The sequence below is a fragment of the Micromonospora sp. WMMD712 genome (assembly GCF_029581295.1).
Lineage (GTDB): Bacteria > Actinomycetota > Actinomycetes > Mycobacteriales > Micromonosporaceae > Micromonospora > Micromonospora carbonacea.
Window position 1 is genome coordinate 5,479,886 of record NZ_CP120743.1, and the last position, 15,322, is coordinate 5,495,207.

The following is a 15,322-nucleotide window of genomic DNA, read 5'->3' on the forward strand; positions in this document are numbered from 1 at the left end:
CCGTGCAGGTAGCAACCGAACTCGCCGTCGAGGGCGCGTACGTCTTCACCCCGCGGGTCTTTCCCGACCCGCGGGGGGTCTTCGTGTCCCCGTACCTGGACTCGGTCTTCACCGAGACGCTCGGACATCCGTTGTTCCCCGTGGCGCAGACCAGCTACAGCGTCTCCCGCCGCGGCGTCGTCCGCGGGCTGCACTACACCACGACGCCGCCCGGCTCGGCCAAGTTCGTCTCGTGCCCGTACGGCCGGGTCCTCGACGTGGTGCTCGACGTCCGGGTCGGATCGCCGACCTTCGGGCGCTGGGACAGCGTGGTCCTCGACTCCCAGGACTTCAGGTCGCTGTACCTGCCGACGGGGGTGGCGCACATGTTCGTCGCCCTGATGGACGACACGGTGATGTCGTACCTGCTCTCCACGGAGTACGTCTTCGAGAACGAACGGGCGTTGTCACCGCTCGACGACGCGCTCGGCCTGCCCGTTCCCGCCGACATCGAGCCGATCCTGTCGGATCGGGACCGGACCGCGATCACCTTCGCCCAGGCCCACGCGGCCGGGGTGCTCCCCCGGTACGAGACCTGCGCCGAGATCGAGGCGCGTTTCGCTCAGGGACCGCACCGTACGGCGTAGGCCGTGCAGAAGATCCACCCGGGCGCGCCATCCGGTCACGGCGGTGAAAGCGGATGCGTCGACCACCAGACTGTGGAAGTCGGTCTGCCGGGCACTGGCGGGCGGCGCGACGGAGACGACCGGCACCGGCGGACGCCCCGTCTCCTCCGCGACCAGCGCGGCGATCGTCCGGAAGAGGTCACCGACCGGTTCGCCGCGGCGGCTGCCGAGCGGCCAGTGCCGGCAGACGAGCGCATCGGCATGGTCGAGGGCGGCGACGAAGGCGCTCGCCGCGTCGTCCACGTAGAGCAGCTCCCGCTGGACGGTGCCGTCGTGCCACATGGTCAGGGGTTCGCCGGCGAGCGCGCGGCGGATCATCGTCGACACGACCCCGCGGTCGTCGCCGCCACCCGGGCGGGCCGGCCCGAAGACGGTGGGCAGACGCAGCGTGACCCCGCGGAGGACGCCATCGGCGGAGGCCCGGTCGAGCAGCGCTTCGGCGGCTGCCTTCTGCCGGTCGTATCCGGTCTCCGGGTGGTCGGGTTCGGTCCCGTCGACGGGCATCCGCTGCGCCCGGCCCACCTGTGACGCCGAGCCGGCGAAGACGACCACCCGTGGCCCGGTCCCGGCCCGCGCGACCTCGACCAGGTCATGGACGACGCCGAGGTTCACCCGAGCCGCGGTGCCGTCGCCGTCGGCGCTGCGCCACCCGGCGGTGTTGAGCACCAGGTTGATCACGGCATCCGCGCCCTCGACCGCCGCCGCGACCGCGCCCGTCTCGGTGAGGTCGGCGGTGACCACCTCGAAATCCGCGGCGGCCGGCTCCGGTGCCACGGCGGATCGGCGGGACACCGCCCGGACGGTGACCGGGCGGTCGGCCAGCGCGGTCAGGACGGCCGAGCCCACGAAACCGGAGGCGCCGAGCACCGCGATCAGCGGGCGGTCCGTCATCGCCCGGCAGCTCCGGACCGGTACAGCGCCTGCCAGTAGAAGCTCCAGGGGACGGCTCTCGCATCTGCGAGCAGCGCCCAGTCGCGGCCCGGCCGGTAGGCGTCGATGAACCGGCGGGACTGCGCCGCGACGGCGCGGTCGTCGAAGATGTCCACGATGTCCCTCAGCAGGCCGGTCCGCAACGCGAGCTGGACGACCGCGTCGCCCTGCGAGTGCCCGTCCAGGCTCTTGTCGAGGTACTTGCCGACCGGGTTGTTGACGTAGAGGTGGTCGGCATGGGTGGCGATGAGGTCCAGGTAGGCGCCGACGGTGTCCGGGGTCATCTCCGCGAACGAGTCGATGTTGATGGCCAGGTCGAACCGGAGCTCCCGCAGGGCGCCGCCGGCCTCCGCCTGGTCGACGCCGTGAAAGTGCACCTTGGCGAGCTGCTCGTCGGTCAGCACCGCGCCGAGGTAGCGGCTGGCCAGGTCAAGCGAGTTCTCCAGATCGACGATGTGGTACGCGGCGATCTCGTGGTTGGACAGCAGCGCGTGGCAGGTCCGCCCGTAGCCGGCGCCGATCTCCAGGATGCGCGCGCCGTCGAGGGCCATCCGGCTCTCGATGAACTCCACCTCGAGCACCGCCTGCAGGTAGTCCATGCAGACCGCTTCGCCGTCGTAGGTGATCGAGAACGGATCGCCGACCTCGCGGTTGGCGATGCGGCGCAGCCGGGCCCAGTTGCCCGGGCTCAGGCCCGCCGCGAGGGTGAAGACGAGCGTTTTCAGATAGCGCACACCGTTGACCCGCGGGTCCCAGAGCGCCAGCTTGTAGTTGACCTCGCTGGACTTGAAGTTGCTCAGGTCGCCGACGGCCTCCCTGGTGACCTGGGTGTTGTTGTAGAGCTCCCAGAGCGGGCTGCGGCCGTACGTCTGGCTCATGTGCCCCCCCGCGCCGATAAGAATCACTCGATGGTGACCGTACCGGCTATTTACTAGCGGTTCGCCTAGATCCATCGTTCAAGATCACGATGGTGGGGGGCTCGCCCACCCCGCGCGTCGCCGGCCGTACGCCCCCGCTCGCGGGGCGCACCGGCCGGCGACGCTGTCGTCGTTACGGGGTCACGGAGAGCAGGTGGGCCTTGTAGCCCTCACCGTAGGTGCTGGTCGGGGTGCCGTTGTAGTCCTGGATGAGGACGTTGCCGCCGCTGCATCCCCACGGGTTCCAGGTCCACGCCGTGTAGCCGATCCGCTTGGCGTCGAGCCAGGTCATCACCTGGTCGATGTAGTCGTGGGCGCAGGTGTCCTGGCCGATCTCGCCGGCGTGCACCGGCACCTGCGCGGCGACGGCACCGATCTGGCTGTCCCAGCAGGAGGCGGTGACGCAGGCGTTGAAGTTGTACGAGTGCCACGACGCCACGATGTTGCCGAGCGGGTCGTTCGGCTTGTAGGTGAGCCACTGGCTCAGGTCGTTGGTCCAGGTCAGGCCGGCGACCAGCAGGACGTTGCCGGCACCGGTGGCCCGGACGGCGTCGACTAGGTCCTGCATGCCGGCGACCTCGTAGGTGATGCCGGTGCAGGTGCCGCCGTCGCGCAGGCAGCGCCACGCGGCAGCCATGTCCGACCAGTTGTTGGCGGCGTCCGGGTAGGGCTCGTTGAACAGGTCGAACACCACGGCGTCGTTGCCCTTGAAGGCGTTGGCGACGCCGGTCCAGAACTGCGGAGTGTGCTGCATGCTGGGCATCGGCTTCTGGCAGGTGGCGTTGACGTCGGCGCAGGCGGAGATGTTGCCGGTGTACTGCCCGTGTGTCCAGTGCAGGTCGAGGATCGGGTTGATCCCGTTGGCCACGAGCAGGTTCACGTAGTCCTTGACGGCCTGCTGGTACGTCGCGCCGCTGGGCGAGCCGGAGAGGCCGAGCCAGCAGTCCTCGTTGAGCGGGATCCGCACGGCGCGGATGTTCCACGCCTTCATGGCGTTGACCGAGGCCTGGTCGACGGGGCCGCTGTCCCACATGCCCTTGCCCTGCACGCAGGCGAACTCCCCGCTGGCCCGGTTGACTCCGAGCAGCCGGTAGGTCGCCCCGCTCGCCGTCACCAGCCGGTTGCCGGAGACCTTCAGCGCGGGCGCGGCCCCGGTCGGCGGCGGGGTCGTGGGCGGCGGGGTGGTGGGCGGCGGGGTCGTCGGCGGCGGGGTGGTGGTCGGCTCCGGGGTCGGCGAGGTCACCGAGCCGGTGCAGGTCGTGCCGTTGAGCGCGAACGACTTCGGCACGGGGTTGCTGCCGCTCCACGAGCCGTTGAAGCCGATCGTGGTCGATCCGCCCGTGCCCAGCGATCCGTTCCAGCTCAGGCTGGCGGCCGAGACGCTCGTGCCGGACTGCGACCAGGCGGCGCTCCAGCCCTGGGTGACCTGCTGGCCGCTGGTCGGGAAGTCGAAGGTCAGCGTCCAGCCGGTGAGGGCGGAGCCGAGGTTGGTGATGGCGACGTTCCCGCTGAACCCGCCTGTCCACTGGCTCTGCACGGTGTATGCCACGGAGCAGCCGGTGGCCGCGGCCGAGGCGGGGAAGGTGAGCCCGGCCAGGCCGGCGGCGACCAGGGTCGCGGTGGTGCCGACGGCCAGCAGGGCATGACGATGTCTCATCTGATCTCCTCGTGGTCGAGAGGGGATCGTCGATGGGAGCGCATCGAAGAGCTTTGTTTATTTACCTCACTAAGTCAAGCTGACGTCCGGCCCTGCTTTCCGGTCGGCGCGGGGCCGGTGGTCTGCCGGGCGATCACCGTCTCGGTGGGGCACCACCGTTCCCGGACCGGCTCGCCGTCGAGCAGGGCGAGCACGGAGGCGGCCACCAGCGCGCCGAACTCGTGCACGTCGAGGCTCATCGTGGTGAGCTGCGGGGAGGACAGGCGGCACAGGCTGGAGTCGTCCCAGGCGAGCATGCTCAGGTCGCGGGGGACCGCCAGGCCCAGCTCCCTGGCCACCTCCAAGCCGCCGACCGCCATCAGGTCGTTGTCGTAGATGATCGCGCTGGGCGGGTCGCCGTCGCGCAACAGCCGGACGGTCGCCGCCGCGCCCGACTCCTCCGAGTAGTCGCCGGTCAGGACCACGGCGTCGATGCCGGCCGGGGCGGCGGCGGCCAGCAACGCGGCCGTGCGGGTGCGGGTGTGCCGCAGACTGTCCGGCCCGCTGATCCGCGCGATCCGGCGGTGCCCGAGGCCGGCCAGGTGCGCGACCGCCGCCCGTACCGAGCCGACGTCGTCGCGCCGCACGGCCGGGGTGTCGCCGGCTGGCTCGCCGGCCACGACCACGGGGAGGCCCAGGTCGCGCAGGACCGCCGGCCGGGGGTCCGCGGCGGTCGGGTTCACCAGCACCACGGCCTCGGCCAGCCGGAGCTGTGCCCACCGGCGGTAGGCGGCGATCTCGGCGGCGTGGTCGGCGACGATGTGCAGCAGCACCGACCGGCCGTGTTCGGCGAGACGTTCCTCGATGCCGGAGATGAACTCCATGAAGAACGGCTCGGCGCCGAGCAGGCGGGGCGCCCGGGCGAGCACCAGGCCGACCGCGCTCGTCGTGCTCATTCCGCCCCCCATCACAGGTCAGCGGGCCGATCCGGGCAGCGGCGCGAACTCCCCGTCGAGGCTCTCCGACACCCGGAGCCCGCGGTGGAACGGGACCAGCTCGGACTCCAGGACCAGGGCGGCGGCCCCGACGGCGGACGCGGTGGCGGCGGACCGGGACAGCCGTACGTCGACGGGGTGCGCGGAGCGGGAGAATACCGTGTGCAGCTCCTGGCGGAGCACGGGCAGGTAGACCGAGCCGGCGACGGCGAAGCCCGGCCCGGTCAGCACGATGACCTCCAGGTCCATCAGGTTGGCCAGGGTGCGGGCGGCCGCCGCGACGTACCGCGCGGACCTCTCGCACAGCGCCAGGGCCCGCTGCTCCCCGCGCCGGGCGGCGCGGCCGATCGCGGCGAAGTCGCGGGCCACCGCCGCCGGGCCGGCGCCGGTCGTGAGGCCGAGCGCCCGGGCCAGGCCGGCGTCCGCCCGCCCCGCCGCGACCACGGCGGCGGGCCCGGCGACGGCCTCCACGCACCCCCGCGCGCCGCACCAGCAGGGCGGGCCGTCCGCGGCCACGCAGACGTGCCCCAGCTCGCCGGCGTTGCCGCTCGGTCCGCGATAGGTGATCCCGTCGATGACCAGCCCTGCGCCGAGGCCGCTGCCCATGTAGAGGGCGGCGGCGGCGCTCGCCGTGCCGAACCCGCCCGCCCAGTGTTCGCCCAGGGCGGCGGCTGTGGCGTCGTTGTCCAGCACCACCGGCAGGTCGGTCGCCTGCTCCAGCGCCGCGCCGAGCGGGAACTCCCGCCAGTGCCGCAGCTCGGGGTTGAGGCCGGCGACCCCCCGGCCGGTGAGCGGGCCGGGGAAGACCAGCCCCACCCCGACCAACCGGGCCCGGTCCACGCCGACGCTGTCGACGAGGGTCGGTATCTCGGCCGCGATCCGGGAGACGACCGTCGCGGGCGCCTCGACGCCGACGCCGGGCCGGGAGATCCGGGCCACCACGATCCCGGTCAGATCGGTCAGGACGTACGTCATGACGCCCTGGCCGAGGCACACGCCCACCGCGTACCGGGAGGTGTGGTTGAGCCGGAGCAGGACCCGCCGTTTCCCGCCGGTCGACTCGGCGTGGCCGGTCTCGACGACCAGGCCCTCGTCGATGAGCTTGCGGACGAGGTTGGAGATGGTGGGCGCGGTGAAGCCGGTCACGCTGATCAGGCCCACCCGGCTGATCGTGCCGGCTGCCCGGATGGCGTCCAGCACCGCGGCCTTGCTGCTTGCGTGCGGCAGCTTGTCCGCCCTCGGTCCGCTCACTGCTCCCCGGTCACGCCGTCCGAATCCCCAGCAGAGCATAGGCGTTCGCCGCTGCCGCCGCGCACGCCTACCGGCGGCCGGCGCGCGGGGCCGGCCGCCCGTCCCCCGTCGGGGGGCGACGCTCAGCGTCGCAGTTCGCGCCAGCCCGAGCTGCCTCCGCGCCACGCCCCCGCGAGGATGCTCGCGGAGCTGTGGCTGGAGCATTCCAGCACCTTCGAGCGGCCGTGCTCACCACCGATCTGCGCCTGGACCTCCCAGCGCTGACCATCGGTGCGGATGTAGACGTCGCGACGCCCTCGTTTGGTCGCGTCCCCGTTCCACCAGTGTTCCTCGACGATCACCTCGCGACGGTACCAGCAGGCGCGGGTGCGGCGGCAGCCGCGACGGCGAGGGAATCTCGCACGGGCCGGCCGGGCCCGGGACCGGCCGGCGCGCGCGACTCACGTGCGGCGGCTCAGCGCGCGGCGCGCAGCGCCTCGGCGAGGGTGGTCGGCTCGCGGCCGATCAGCTTCGCCAGGTCGTCGCCGTCGACGTACAGCTCGCCCCGGGCCAGGCCCAGGTCGCTGTCGGCCAGGACGGCGGCGAAGCCCTCGGGCAGGCCGGCGGAGACCAGCACCTCGGTGAGCTTCTCCGCCGGCAGGTCGGTGTAGCCGACGGCCTGGCCGGTCTGCCGGGACACCTCCTCGGCCAGCTCGGTCAGGGTGAACGCCGGGCCGCCCAGCTCGTACACCCGGTTGGCCTCGGCGGCGCCGGTGAGCGCCGCGGCGGCGGCCTCGGCGTAGTCCGCGCGGGTCGCGGCGCTGACCCGCCCGTCGCCCGCCGCGCCGGTCACCCCGAACTGGAGGTACGTCGTGAGCTGGTCGGTGTAGTTCTCCAGGTACCACCCGTTGCGCAGGATCACGTACGGCAGGCCCGACGCGGTGATCTCCCGCTCGGTGGCGAGGTGCTCCCCGGCGAGGACCATGCCGGAGCGGTCGGCGTTGGCGATGCTGGTGTAGACGACCAGCCCGACGCCGGCCTCGCGGGCGGCGGCGACGACGTTGCGGTGCTGGGCGACGCGCTGCCCGACCTCGCTGCCGGAGACGAACATCAGCTTGTCGGCCCCGGCGAACGCGGCGCGCAGCGACCCGGGGTCCGTGTAGTCGACCTGCCGGGTGGCCACCCCGTGCCCGGCGAGGTCGGCGAGCTTGCCGGCGTCCCGGCCGAGCGCCACGATCTCCCCGGCGGGCACGCCCCGCCGCAGCAGCGCGGCGACGATCAGCTCGCCGAGGTGGCCGGTGGCTCCGGTGACGACGATGGACATGGTGTGCTCCCTCTCGATGCCGGAGACGATCCCCTGGTCGGGGGTGTCCTCCGGGTCGGACGATCCGTCGTCCGGTGCAACGGGAAGCAACCGCCTTCACTTCCCGTTGGAGAGTAGGCACCTTGAAGTAAGGGACTAACTGATGGAGAGTGTTGGGATGGAAGCCACTCCCTTCGCCCGCGACTGCGGCAGCCGGCAGGTCCTCGACCGGATCGGCGACCGGTGGAGCGTGCTCGTCGTCCTCACCCTCGCCGACGGCGGGAGGCGCTTCAGCGAGCTGGCCCGGCGCATCGAGGGGGTGAGCCAGAAGATGCTCACCCAGACCCTGCGCGGCCTGGAACGCGACGGCCTGATCACCCGCACCGCGTACGCGACCGTCCCGCCCCGGGTCGACTACGCGCTGACCGGCCTCGGGCGCAGCCTGCTCGACCTGGTGGGCGGGCTGGAGGCGTGGGCGACGACACACCTCGGCGAGGTCGAGGCCGCCCGCGCCCGCTACGACGCCGCCGGCTGAGCGCCCACCCGGGCCGGCCCGGTGCTGGGCGGCGCGCCCAGTGGGAATCCGATGTAACGGGAATCGGCTGCAAAGCGCTGCGTTCCGGAAGCGCCCGTCCGGTCGTACTCCGGACATAGGCTGCACCGGGTCGGAGGTCGGACACGGGGTCGAGGGGGCGTGTCCGGCCGCCGCCGCCCCACCGGCACCACCAGGCCGTGCCCCACCGGCACCACCAGGCCGTGCCCCACCGGCACCACCAGGCCGTGCCCCACCGGCACCGGCACCGGGCCGCCGCCGCACCCGGCACCGGTCCCGCGGGTCCGCCCGGCGCGGTCAGGCCGCCAGCTGGTCGACCCGGCTGAGCACCCGGTCGATCAGGCCGTACTCCCGGGCCTCCTCGGCGGTGAACCAGCGGTCCCGGTCCGAGTCCCGCTGGATCTGCTCCAGGGAGCGCCCGCTGTGCCGGGCGATCAGCTCCTGCATCGTGCGCTTGACGTGCAGCATGTTCTCCGCCTGGATGGTGATGTCGGCGACCGTGCCGCCGAAGCCGCCCGACGGCTGGTGCATCATGATCCGCGAGTGGGGCAGGGCGTACCGCTTGCCCGCGGTGCCCGCGCAGAGCAGGAACTGGCCCATCGAGCCGGCCATGCCGAGCGCCAGGGTGGCCACGTCGTTGCGGATGTACCGCATCGTGTCGTAGACGGCCATCCCGGCGCTGACCGAGCCGCCCGGCGAGTTGATGTAGAGGTAGATGTCCCGGTCGCTGTCCTCGGCCGCCAGCAGCAGGAGCTGCGCGCAGATCTGGTTGGCCGACTCGTCGGTGACCTCCGTGCCGAGGAAGATGATCCGTTCCCGCAGCAACCGCTGGAACACCTGGTCGCCGAAGGACGGCTGGCCGCCGTCCCGCATCCACACGCCGTACCTGGTCATCGTGATCGACCTCCACGCTGCCGGCGGGCGACGGACTCCGCCCAGGGGAACCGGTCCCCCCAGCGTCCGCCCTGCCGGCGCGCGGTTCCCAGCGCTTCTGCCGGAGGCAGATCCGCCGACGGCAGAACCCGGCCGGGCCTAGGCCGTGTTTCGTAGGGCGCGGAGCCATTGGTTGATGGCGGCGATGGTGAGGGTGGCTTCGTAGCGCACGGCGAGTTTGTCGTACCTGGTGGCCATGGCGCGGTGTTGTTTGAGCTGGTTGATGCCGCACTCCACGGCGTGACGCAGGCGGTAGAGGTCGGGGTCGAACGCGGGCGGACGTCCGCCTTTGGAGCCTTTGGCCTTGCGGTGCGCGTCCTGGTCGGTCTTGCTCGGGATGCACGCCCGGATGCTGCGGGATCGCAGGTGGGAGCGGTTGGCCTTGGACGTGTATGCCTTGTCGGCCAGCACCATGTCGGGGCGGGTCCGTGGCCGGCCGCCACCGGCGCGGGGGACGCGGAGCCTGGCCAGCACGGGGATGAACTGTGGGCTGTCGCCGCGTTGTCCGGCGGTCACCACCACGGCCATCAGTTTGCGGCCTTGTTCACAGGCCAGATGGGTCTTGGTGGTCCAGCCGCCCCTCGACCGGCCGAGCCCGTGATCGGACGGCTCGGCCTGCACACCACCGGGGGGCTCTTTCTGCGCCTGACCGTCGCGGCGGGCCCCAGCGGCGTGGTGATGGGCGCGGCTGATGGTCGAGTCCACGCTCACCGTCCAGCCGATCAACCCCGCCGCGTCCGCGCTGGCCTGCAACAAGGTGAGAATCCGGGCCCAGACGCCGTCACGCTGCCAGCGCCGAAACCACCGGTACAGGGTCTGCCACGGCGGGTAGGGCAAGGGGACGTCCCGCCACGGTGACCCGGTCCGGACCCGCCACCGGATCCCGTCGATGATCAGTCTCATGGTCCATCTGCGCGGCCGAGCATGACCCGTTCCCGCAGGCAGCAACGGCTCGAGTACCGCCCACTGCACGTCGGTCAGGTCATGTCGCCTCGCTGCCGCTACGCTCGGCACGAGGTCTCCGGTGTGAAGTTCTAGCTTGGTCGCTGAACCAACTCGGAGACCTCCTCGATTAGCGACCACCGCCACGCCGTCAACCGCTACGAAAGACGGCCTAGCGGGCGGTCAGCCGCCGCCGGCCCGCCCGGGCCCGCCGCCGGGCCAGCGCCCGCACGGTACGCGCGGCGGGGCGCCCGGTCGGCGCGGACGCGAACAGCCGGATCGGCGAAACGTGCACGGCCGGGCCGAGGTGCGCCACCGCACCGCCCACGGACGCCACGGGCGTGCCGAAGCGGGCCCCGCCGACGTGCAGCAGCCGGCCGCCCGCGCTCGGGGTGACCCCGCCGAGCCGGAGCAGCCGGCCGGCGGCCACCGGCTCCCGGCACTCCACCCGTGGCCCGCCCTGCGGGGGCGCGGTCGGGTCGGCGTGGAAGCCGACGCGCAGGCACGGGCCGGGCTCGCCGCCCACCGGGACCACCTCGTCGAGCCGGGCCAGGGCCACCCGGGGCGCGGCGGGCACCCGCCGTTCGACCCGGCGCAGGTCGTCGCGGGCCTCCTCCAGCAGGTCCGACAGGTCGATGCCGAGGGCGCGGCAGATCGCCGCCAGCACCTCGGAGCTGGCCTCCTTGCGCCCGCGCTCGACCTCGGAGAGGTAGGGCAGGGACACCCCCGCCGCCTCGGCCACCTCGCGCAGGGTGCGGCCCTGACGCTGCCGCACCCGGCGCAGCACGCCGCCGATCACCCGTCGCAGCAACGACATCCGGGCCTCCTCTGGGTGGGCGCTCCTGTCCCCATCATGCCGGTTCGGCCGGCGGCACACCCACCCCGCCCGCGCCGACGGCGGCGGTGTTGACGCCGACCGGCGCGGCGACCGGCTCCCGACCACCGGCGTTGTCCCGGGCTGCCGGGCCGGTCGGGCGCACACCCGCTATGTTGTGCACGTGCAGGCGACGGAGGCGGAGCAGGTCCCGCGGTGATCCACTTTCCCGCGCAGCGGCGGGGCCCGCTGAGCGCGCTGAGCCTGCGCCTGGCCGCCGCCCTGGGCCTGGTCTTCGCCGTCGTCACCGCGGTCTACCTCGACCGCGACGGCTACCGCGACGTCAACGAGGACGGCCTGACCCTCCTCGACTGCTTCTACTACGCGGTGGTCTCCCTCTCCACCACCGGGTACGGCGACATCACGCCGGCGGCACCGTCCGCCCGGCTGGTCAACGTCCTGTTCGTCACCCCGGCCCGGGTGCTCTTCCTGATCATCCTGGTCGGCACCACCCTGGAAGTCCTGACCGAGCAGTACCGGACCGGCCGTCGTCTGACGCGGTGGAGGAAGAGCGTGAAGGACCACGTCATCATCTGCGGCTACGGCACCAAGGGCCGCAGCGCGGTCTCGGCGCTGCTGGAGAACGGCCTCGACAAGTCCCGGATCGTGGTGGTCGAGCGCAGCCCGGCGTCGCTGCGGCAGGCCACCTCGGCGGGGCTCGTCGCGATCGAGGGGTCGGCCACCCGTTCCTCGGTGCTCAACGAGGCGCACGTGCGCAACGCCAAGGCGGTGATCATCGCGACCGACAGCGACGACGCGTCGGTGCTGGTCGCGCTCACCGTCCGGCAGCTCACCGCCGGGCAGGTGCGGATCATCGCGGCGGCCCGCGAGGCCGAGAACGCGCCGCTGCTCAAGCAGAGCGGCGCCCACCATGTGATCGTCTCCTCCGCCACGGCGGGCCGGCTGCTCGGCCTGTCCACCTCCGCGCCGCCGCTGATCGACGTGGTGGAGGACCTGCTGACCCCGGGTCAGGGCATGGCGCTGGCCATGCGTTCGGCGGAGCGCGACGAGGTCGGCCGCTCCCCGCGCGAGCTGGACGCCCTGGTCATCGCGCTGGTCCGCCGGGGCAAGGTGGTCACGCTCTCCGACCGGGCCGGCGCGGTCATCGAGACCGGCGACATGCTCGTGCACGTCCGCGACGACCGGCCCCAGCCCGCCGGCACGCCGGGCTGACCGCCCGCCGCGCTTCACGACGAAGGGCCCGCCACCATTCGGTGACGGGCCCTTCGCTCGCCTGACGGGTCGCCCCCGCACGGGGACGGATCAGAGGATCGTCCAGGTGTCGCCGCTGCCCAGCAGGCCGGCGAGCTGCTGCTCCGGGGTCTCGGTGACCTTCGCCTTCGCCTCCTCGACCTGGGCCTGGACCACGCTGTCGTAGGACGGGCGGTCGACCGAGCGGAACACGCCGATCGGGGTGTTGCTCAGGTCGAGCCCGGGCAACCGGGACAGCGCGAACGCGTACGCCGGGTCGGCGACCGTCGCGTCGTGCACGACGATCTCCTCCGGGCGGACCGACGCCGTCTCCCGCACCTCCAGGCCGAAGCCGCCCGGCGGGTGGACGACGCAGAACCGGCCGTCGGCGCCGAACGTGATCGGCTGCCCGTGCTCCAGCCGGATCAGGAAGTCGTCGCGGGTGGCCGGCTCCTTGAGCTGGTCGAACGCCCCGTCGTTGAAGATGTTGCAGTTCTGGTAGATCTCCACGAACGCCGAGCCCTGGTGCTCGGCGGCGGCCCGCAGCACCGACTGGAGGTGCTTGCGGTCGGAGTCGATGGTGCGGCCGACGAAGCTCGCCTCCGCGCCCAGGGCCAGCGAGATCGGGTTGAACGGGGCGTCGGCCGAACCGGCCGGCGTCGACTTGGTGACCTTGCCGACCTCGGACGTCGGAGAATACTGCCCCTTGGTCAGGCCGTAGATCCGGTTGTTGAACAGCAGGATCTTCAGGTTGACGTTGCGGCGCAGCGCGTGGATGAGGTGGTTGCCGCCGATCGACAGCGCGTCGCCGTCGCCGGTGACGACCCACACGGACAGGTCCGGGCGGGACACCGACAGGCCCGTGGCGATCGCCGGGGCGCGGCCGTGGATCGAGTGCAGCCCGTAGGTGTTCATGTAGTACGGGAACCGGGACGAGCACCCGATGCCGGAGACGAAGACGATCCGCTCCCGGGGAATGTTCAGCTCCGGCATGAACTGCTGCACGGCGGCGAGGATCGCGTAGTCACCGCAACCGGGGCACCAGCGCACCTCCTGGTCGGACTTGAAGTCCTTCGCGGTGAGCTTGAGGGCGACGGGCTCAGACATTCTTCAGGACCTCTTCCAGCATCGTCTCCAGCTCGGTGGCCGTGAACGGCAGGCCGCGGACCTGGTTGTAGCCGATGGCGTCGACCAGGTACTTGCCCCGGATCACCTGGGCGAGCTGGCCGAGGTTCATCTCGGGGATGACCACCCGGTCGTAGGAGCGCAGCACCTCGCCGAGGTTGGCCGGCATCGGGGCCAGGTGCCGCAGGTGGGCCTGCGCGACGGGCAGGCCGCGCTGGCGCAGCCGCCGGCAGGCGGCGCCGATCGGGCCGTAGGTCGAGCCCCAGCCCAGCACCAGCAGCCGGGCGTTGCCGTCCGGGTCCTCCACCTCGACGTCCGGCACCGGGATCGCCTCGATCCGGGCCGCCCGGGTGCGCACCATGAAGTCGTGGTTCGCCGGGTCGTAGGAGATGTCGCCGGTCTTGTCGGCCTTCTCCAGGCCGCCGATGCGGTGCTCCAGCCCCGGCGTGCCCGGGATGGCCCACGGGCGGGCCAGGGTCTGCGGGTCGCGCAGGTAGGGCAGGAACGTGCCGTCGTCGCCGTTGGGCGCGGTGGCGAACTCGACCCGCAGGTCGGGCAGGGACTCCACGTCGGGCAGCAGCCACGGCTCGGAGCCGTTGGCGACGTAGTTGTCGGAGAGCAGGAGCACCGGGGTGCGGTAGGTCAGCGCGATCCGGGCCGCCTCGATGGCCGCGTGGAAGCAGTCCGACGGGGACTTCGGGGCGATCACCGCGACGGGGGCCTCGCCGTGCCGGCCATACAGGGCCATGTTGAGGTCGGCCTGCTCGGTCTTGGTGGGCATGCCCGTCGACGGGCCGGCCCGCTGCACGTCCACGATGACCAGCGGCAGCTCCAGCGCCACCGCGAGGGAGATCGTCTCGCTCTTGAGCGCCACGCCGGGGCCGCTGGTGGTGGTGATGCCGAGCATCCCGCCGTACGACGCGCCGAGCGCCGCCCCGACCGCGGCGATCTCGTCCTCGGCCTGCATCGTGATCACGCCGAACCGCTTGTGCTTGCTCAGCTCGTGCAGGATGTCCGACGCCGGGGTGATCGGGTAGGCACCGAGGAACACCGGCAGGCCGGAGCGGACGCCCGCGGCCACCAGGCCGAGGGAGAGCGCCGCGTTGCCGGTGATGTTGCGGTAGGTGCCCGGCACCATCTTCGCCGGCTTCACCTCGTATCGCACCGAGAAGGAGTCGGTGGTCTCGCCGAAGTTCCAGCCGGCCCGGAACGCCGCGACGTTCGCCGCGACCAGCTCGGGGCGCTTGGCGAACTTGCGCTCCAGGAAGCGCAGGGTCGACTCGTACGGGCGGGAGTACATCCAGGAGAGCAGGCCCAGAGCGAACATGTTCTTGGCCCGCTCGGCGTCCTTCTTGGACACCTGCTGGTCGGCGAGCGCCCGGACGGTCATCGAGGTGAGCGCGACGGGGTGCACCACGTAGCCGTCGAGGGAGTCGTCGTCGAGCGGGCTGGCCTGGTAGCCCACCTTGGCGAGGTTGCGCTTGGTGAACTCGTCGGTGTTCACGATGATGTCCGCGCCGCGCGGCAGGTCGGCCAGGTTGGCCTTGAGCGCGGCCGGGTTCATCGCGACCAGCACGTTCGGCGCGTCGCCCGGGGTGAGGATGTCGTAGTCGGCGAAGTGCACCTGGAAGCTCGACACGCCCGGCAGGGTCCCGGCGGGGGCCCGGATCTCGGCGGGGAAGTTGGGCAACGTGGAGATGTCGTTGCCCAGCTGGGCCGTCTCCGAGGTGAACCGGTCACCGGTCAGCTGCATGCCGTCGCCGGAGTCGCCGGCGAACCGGATGACCACCCGGTCGAGTTGACGGATCTGCTTCGTCACGCCTGCCCCTCGCTTCGCTCGGCGCGGTCGCGCGGGCGGCTGAACATGATGGTGACCTCGCCTTGCCCGGCCACATGACCTCCTTGACACAGCGCTGCCCCGCACCGCCCCGTGGGTGGTCCGGTCCGGTCTGGGTTCCTACCAGAGAGCCTACGTCGGATGAGATGTCGAGCTTGCCCAGTGGTCCGCCGACTGGGAACGGATTCCGA

The 15,322-nt window shown here is 72.3% G+C and carries 15 protein-coding genes and 1 pseudogene; 3 read left to right on the forward strand and 13 right to left on the reverse strand.

What is annotated here, in order from left to right; all coding sequences use genetic code 11:
• Positions 1-2: 2 nt before the first annotated feature.
• Positions 3-476, forward strand: a pseudogene (locus tag O7633_RS23890) (dTDP-4-dehydrorhamnose 3,5-epimerase family protein); the annotation flags it as partial.
• Here O7633_RS23890 and O7633_RS23895 read toward each other — a convergent pair.
• The 7 genes from O7633_RS23895 to O7633_RS23925 form a co-directional block, all read right to left on the reverse strand.
• Positions 447-1,556, reverse strand: coding sequence for an NAD-dependent epimerase/dehydratase family protein (locus O7633_RS23895; RefSeq protein WP_348776300.1), 1,110 nt, complete (start codon positions 1,554-1,556; stop codon positions 447-449). The pseudogene O7633_RS23890 and the gene O7633_RS23895 sit on opposite strands and share 30 nt — an antisense overlap.
• Positions 1,553-2,473, reverse strand: a complete 921-nt coding sequence (locus O7633_RS23900) for a putative sugar O-methyltransferase (protein ID WP_282323995.1) — start codon at positions 2,471-2,473, stop codon at positions 1,553-1,555. Before O7633_RS23900 ends, O7633_RS23895 begins: the two co-directional genes overlap by 4 nt.
• A gap of 172 nt (positions 2,474-2,645) precedes the next feature.
• Positions 2,646-4,169 carry a cellulase family glycosylhydrolase gene (locus O7633_RS23905; protein WP_282323996.1) on the reverse strand — a complete coding sequence of 508 codons (1,524 nt, stop codon included), beginning with the start codon at positions 4,167-4,169 and terminating at the stop codon, positions 2,646-2,648.
• Positions 4,170-4,243: 74 nt separating this feature from the next.
• Positions 4,244-5,104: a substrate-binding domain-containing protein gene (locus O7633_RS23910; protein ID WP_282323997.1), complete on the reverse strand. Its 861-nt coding sequence runs from the start codon at positions 5,102-5,104 to the stop codon at positions 4,244-4,246.
• Between the two features lie 18 nt (positions 5,105-5,122).
• Positions 5,123-6,394: an ROK family transcriptional regulator gene (locus O7633_RS23915; protein WP_278131761.1), complete on the reverse strand. Its 1,272-nt coding sequence runs from the start codon at positions 6,392-6,394 to the stop codon at positions 5,123-5,125.
• A gap of 122 nt (positions 6,395-6,516) precedes the next feature.
• Complete coding sequence (locus O7633_RS23920) at positions 6,517-6,735, reverse strand: hypothetical protein (protein WP_074477028.1); 219 nt, start codon at positions 6,733-6,735, stop codon at positions 6,517-6,519.
• Positions 6,736-6,848: 113 nt separating this feature from the next.
• Positions 6,849-7,697, reverse strand: coding sequence for an SDR family oxidoreductase (locus O7633_RS23925; protein ID WP_278136324.1), 849 nt, complete (start codon positions 7,695-7,697; stop codon positions 6,849-6,851).
• Between the two features lie 157 nt (positions 7,698-7,854).
• Between O7633_RS23925 and O7633_RS23930 the strand changes: the two genes are divergently transcribed.
• Positions 7,855-8,211, forward strand: coding sequence for a helix-turn-helix domain-containing protein (locus O7633_RS23930; RefSeq protein ID WP_074477030.1), 357 nt, complete (start codon positions 7,855-7,857; stop codon positions 8,209-8,211).
• Between the two features lie 315 nt (positions 8,212-8,526).
• Here O7633_RS23930 and O7633_RS23935 read toward each other — a convergent pair whose 3' ends face one another.
• The 4 genes from O7633_RS23935 to O7633_RS23950 all read right to left on the reverse strand — a co-directional run bounded on the left by O7633_RS23935 (position 8,527) and on the right by O7633_RS23950 (position 11,084).
• Positions 8,527-9,123 carry an ATP-dependent Clp protease proteolytic subunit gene (locus O7633_RS23935; RefSeq protein WP_282323998.1) on the reverse strand — a complete coding sequence of 199 codons (597 nt, stop codon included), beginning with the start codon at positions 9,121-9,123 and terminating at the stop codon, positions 8,527-8,529.
• A gap of 138 nt (positions 9,124-9,261) precedes the next feature.
• Positions 9,262-10,176 (reverse strand): IS5 family transposase, encoded by a 915-nt coding sequence (locus tag O7633_RS23940; protein ID WP_282323999.1) that lies wholly within the window; start codon positions 10,174-10,176, stop codon positions 9,262-9,264.
• A 100-nt stretch (positions 10,177-10,276) separates the two neighbouring features.
• Complete coding sequence (locus O7633_RS23945; RefSeq protein WP_282324000.1) at positions 10,277-10,921, reverse strand: helix-turn-helix transcriptional regulator; 645 nt, start codon at positions 10,919-10,921, stop codon at positions 10,277-10,279.
• Between the two features lie 34 nt (positions 10,922-10,955).
• Positions 10,956-11,084 carry a hypothetical protein gene (locus O7633_RS23950; RefSeq protein ID WP_282324001.1) on the reverse strand — a complete coding sequence of 43 codons (129 nt, stop codon included), beginning with the start codon at positions 11,082-11,084 and terminating at the stop codon, positions 10,956-10,958.
• 50 nt (positions 11,085-11,134) lie between these two features.
• Here O7633_RS23950 and O7633_RS23955 point away from each other — a divergent pair, with 50 nt between their 5' ends.
• Positions 11,135-12,151 (forward strand): potassium channel family protein, encoded by a 1,017-nt coding sequence (locus tag O7633_RS23955; RefSeq protein WP_074477033.1) that lies wholly within the window; start codon positions 11,135-11,137, stop codon positions 12,149-12,151.
• A 90-nt stretch (positions 12,152-12,241) separates the two neighbouring features.
• Here the strand turns inward: O7633_RS23955 and O7633_RS23960 are convergent, their stop codons facing one another.
• Together O7633_RS23960 and O7633_RS23965 are read right to left on the reverse strand one after the other, a co-directional pair.
• The gene (locus O7633_RS23960; RefSeq protein ID WP_074477034.1) at positions 12,242-13,276 is read right to left on the reverse strand and encodes a 2-oxoacid:ferredoxin oxidoreductase subunit beta; all 1,035 of its coding nucleotides are present in this window, start codon (positions 13,274-13,276) and stop codon (positions 12,242-12,244) included.
• Positions 13,269-15,113 (reverse strand): 2-oxoacid:acceptor oxidoreductase subunit alpha, encoded by a 1,845-nt coding sequence (locus O7633_RS23965; RefSeq protein WP_282324002.1) that lies wholly within the window; start codon positions 15,111-15,113, stop codon positions 13,269-13,271. The genes O7633_RS23960 and O7633_RS23965 overlap by 8 nt, the downstream gene beginning before the upstream one ends.
• Between the last annotated feature and the right edge of the window lie 209 nt (positions 15,114-15,322).

Excerpts from the sequence above, each read along its gene's own strand:
- O7633_RS23895 (WP_348776300.1), bottom strand. The coding sequence starts at position 1,556 with ATGACGGACCGCCCGCTGATCGCGGTGCTCGGCGCCTCCGGTTTCGTG.
- O7633_RS23900 (WP_282323995.1), bottom strand. The coding sequence starts at position 2,473 with ATGAGCCAGACGTACGGCCGCAGCCCGCTCTGGGAGCTCTACAACAAC.
- O7633_RS23905 (WP_282323996.1), bottom strand. The coding sequence starts at position 4,169 with ATGAGACATCGTCATGCCCTGCTGGCCGTCGGCACCACCGCGACCCTG.
- O7633_RS23910 (WP_282323997.1), bottom strand. The coding sequence starts at position 5,104 with ATGAGCACGACGAGCGCGGTCGGCCTGGTGCTCGCCCGGGCGCCCCGC.
- O7633_RS23925 (WP_278136324.1), bottom strand. The coding sequence starts at position 7,697 with ATGTCCATCGTCGTCACCGGAGCCACCGGCCACCTCGGCGAGCTGATC.
- O7633_RS23930 (WP_074477030.1), top strand. The coding sequence starts at position 7,855 with ATGGAAGCCACTCCCTTCGCCCGCGACTGCGGCAGCCGGCAGGTCCTC.
- O7633_RS23935 (WP_282323998.1), bottom strand. The coding sequence starts at position 9,123 with ATGACCAGGTACGGCGTGTGGATGCGGGACGGCGGCCAGCCGTCCTTC.
- O7633_RS23945 (WP_282324000.1), bottom strand. The coding sequence starts at position 10,921 with ATGTCGTTGCTGCGACGGGTGATCGGCGGCGTGCTGCGCCGGGTGCGG.
- O7633_RS23960 (WP_074477034.1), bottom strand. The coding sequence starts at position 13,276 with ATGTCTGAGCCCGTCGCCCTCAAGCTCACCGCGAAGGACTTCAAGTCC.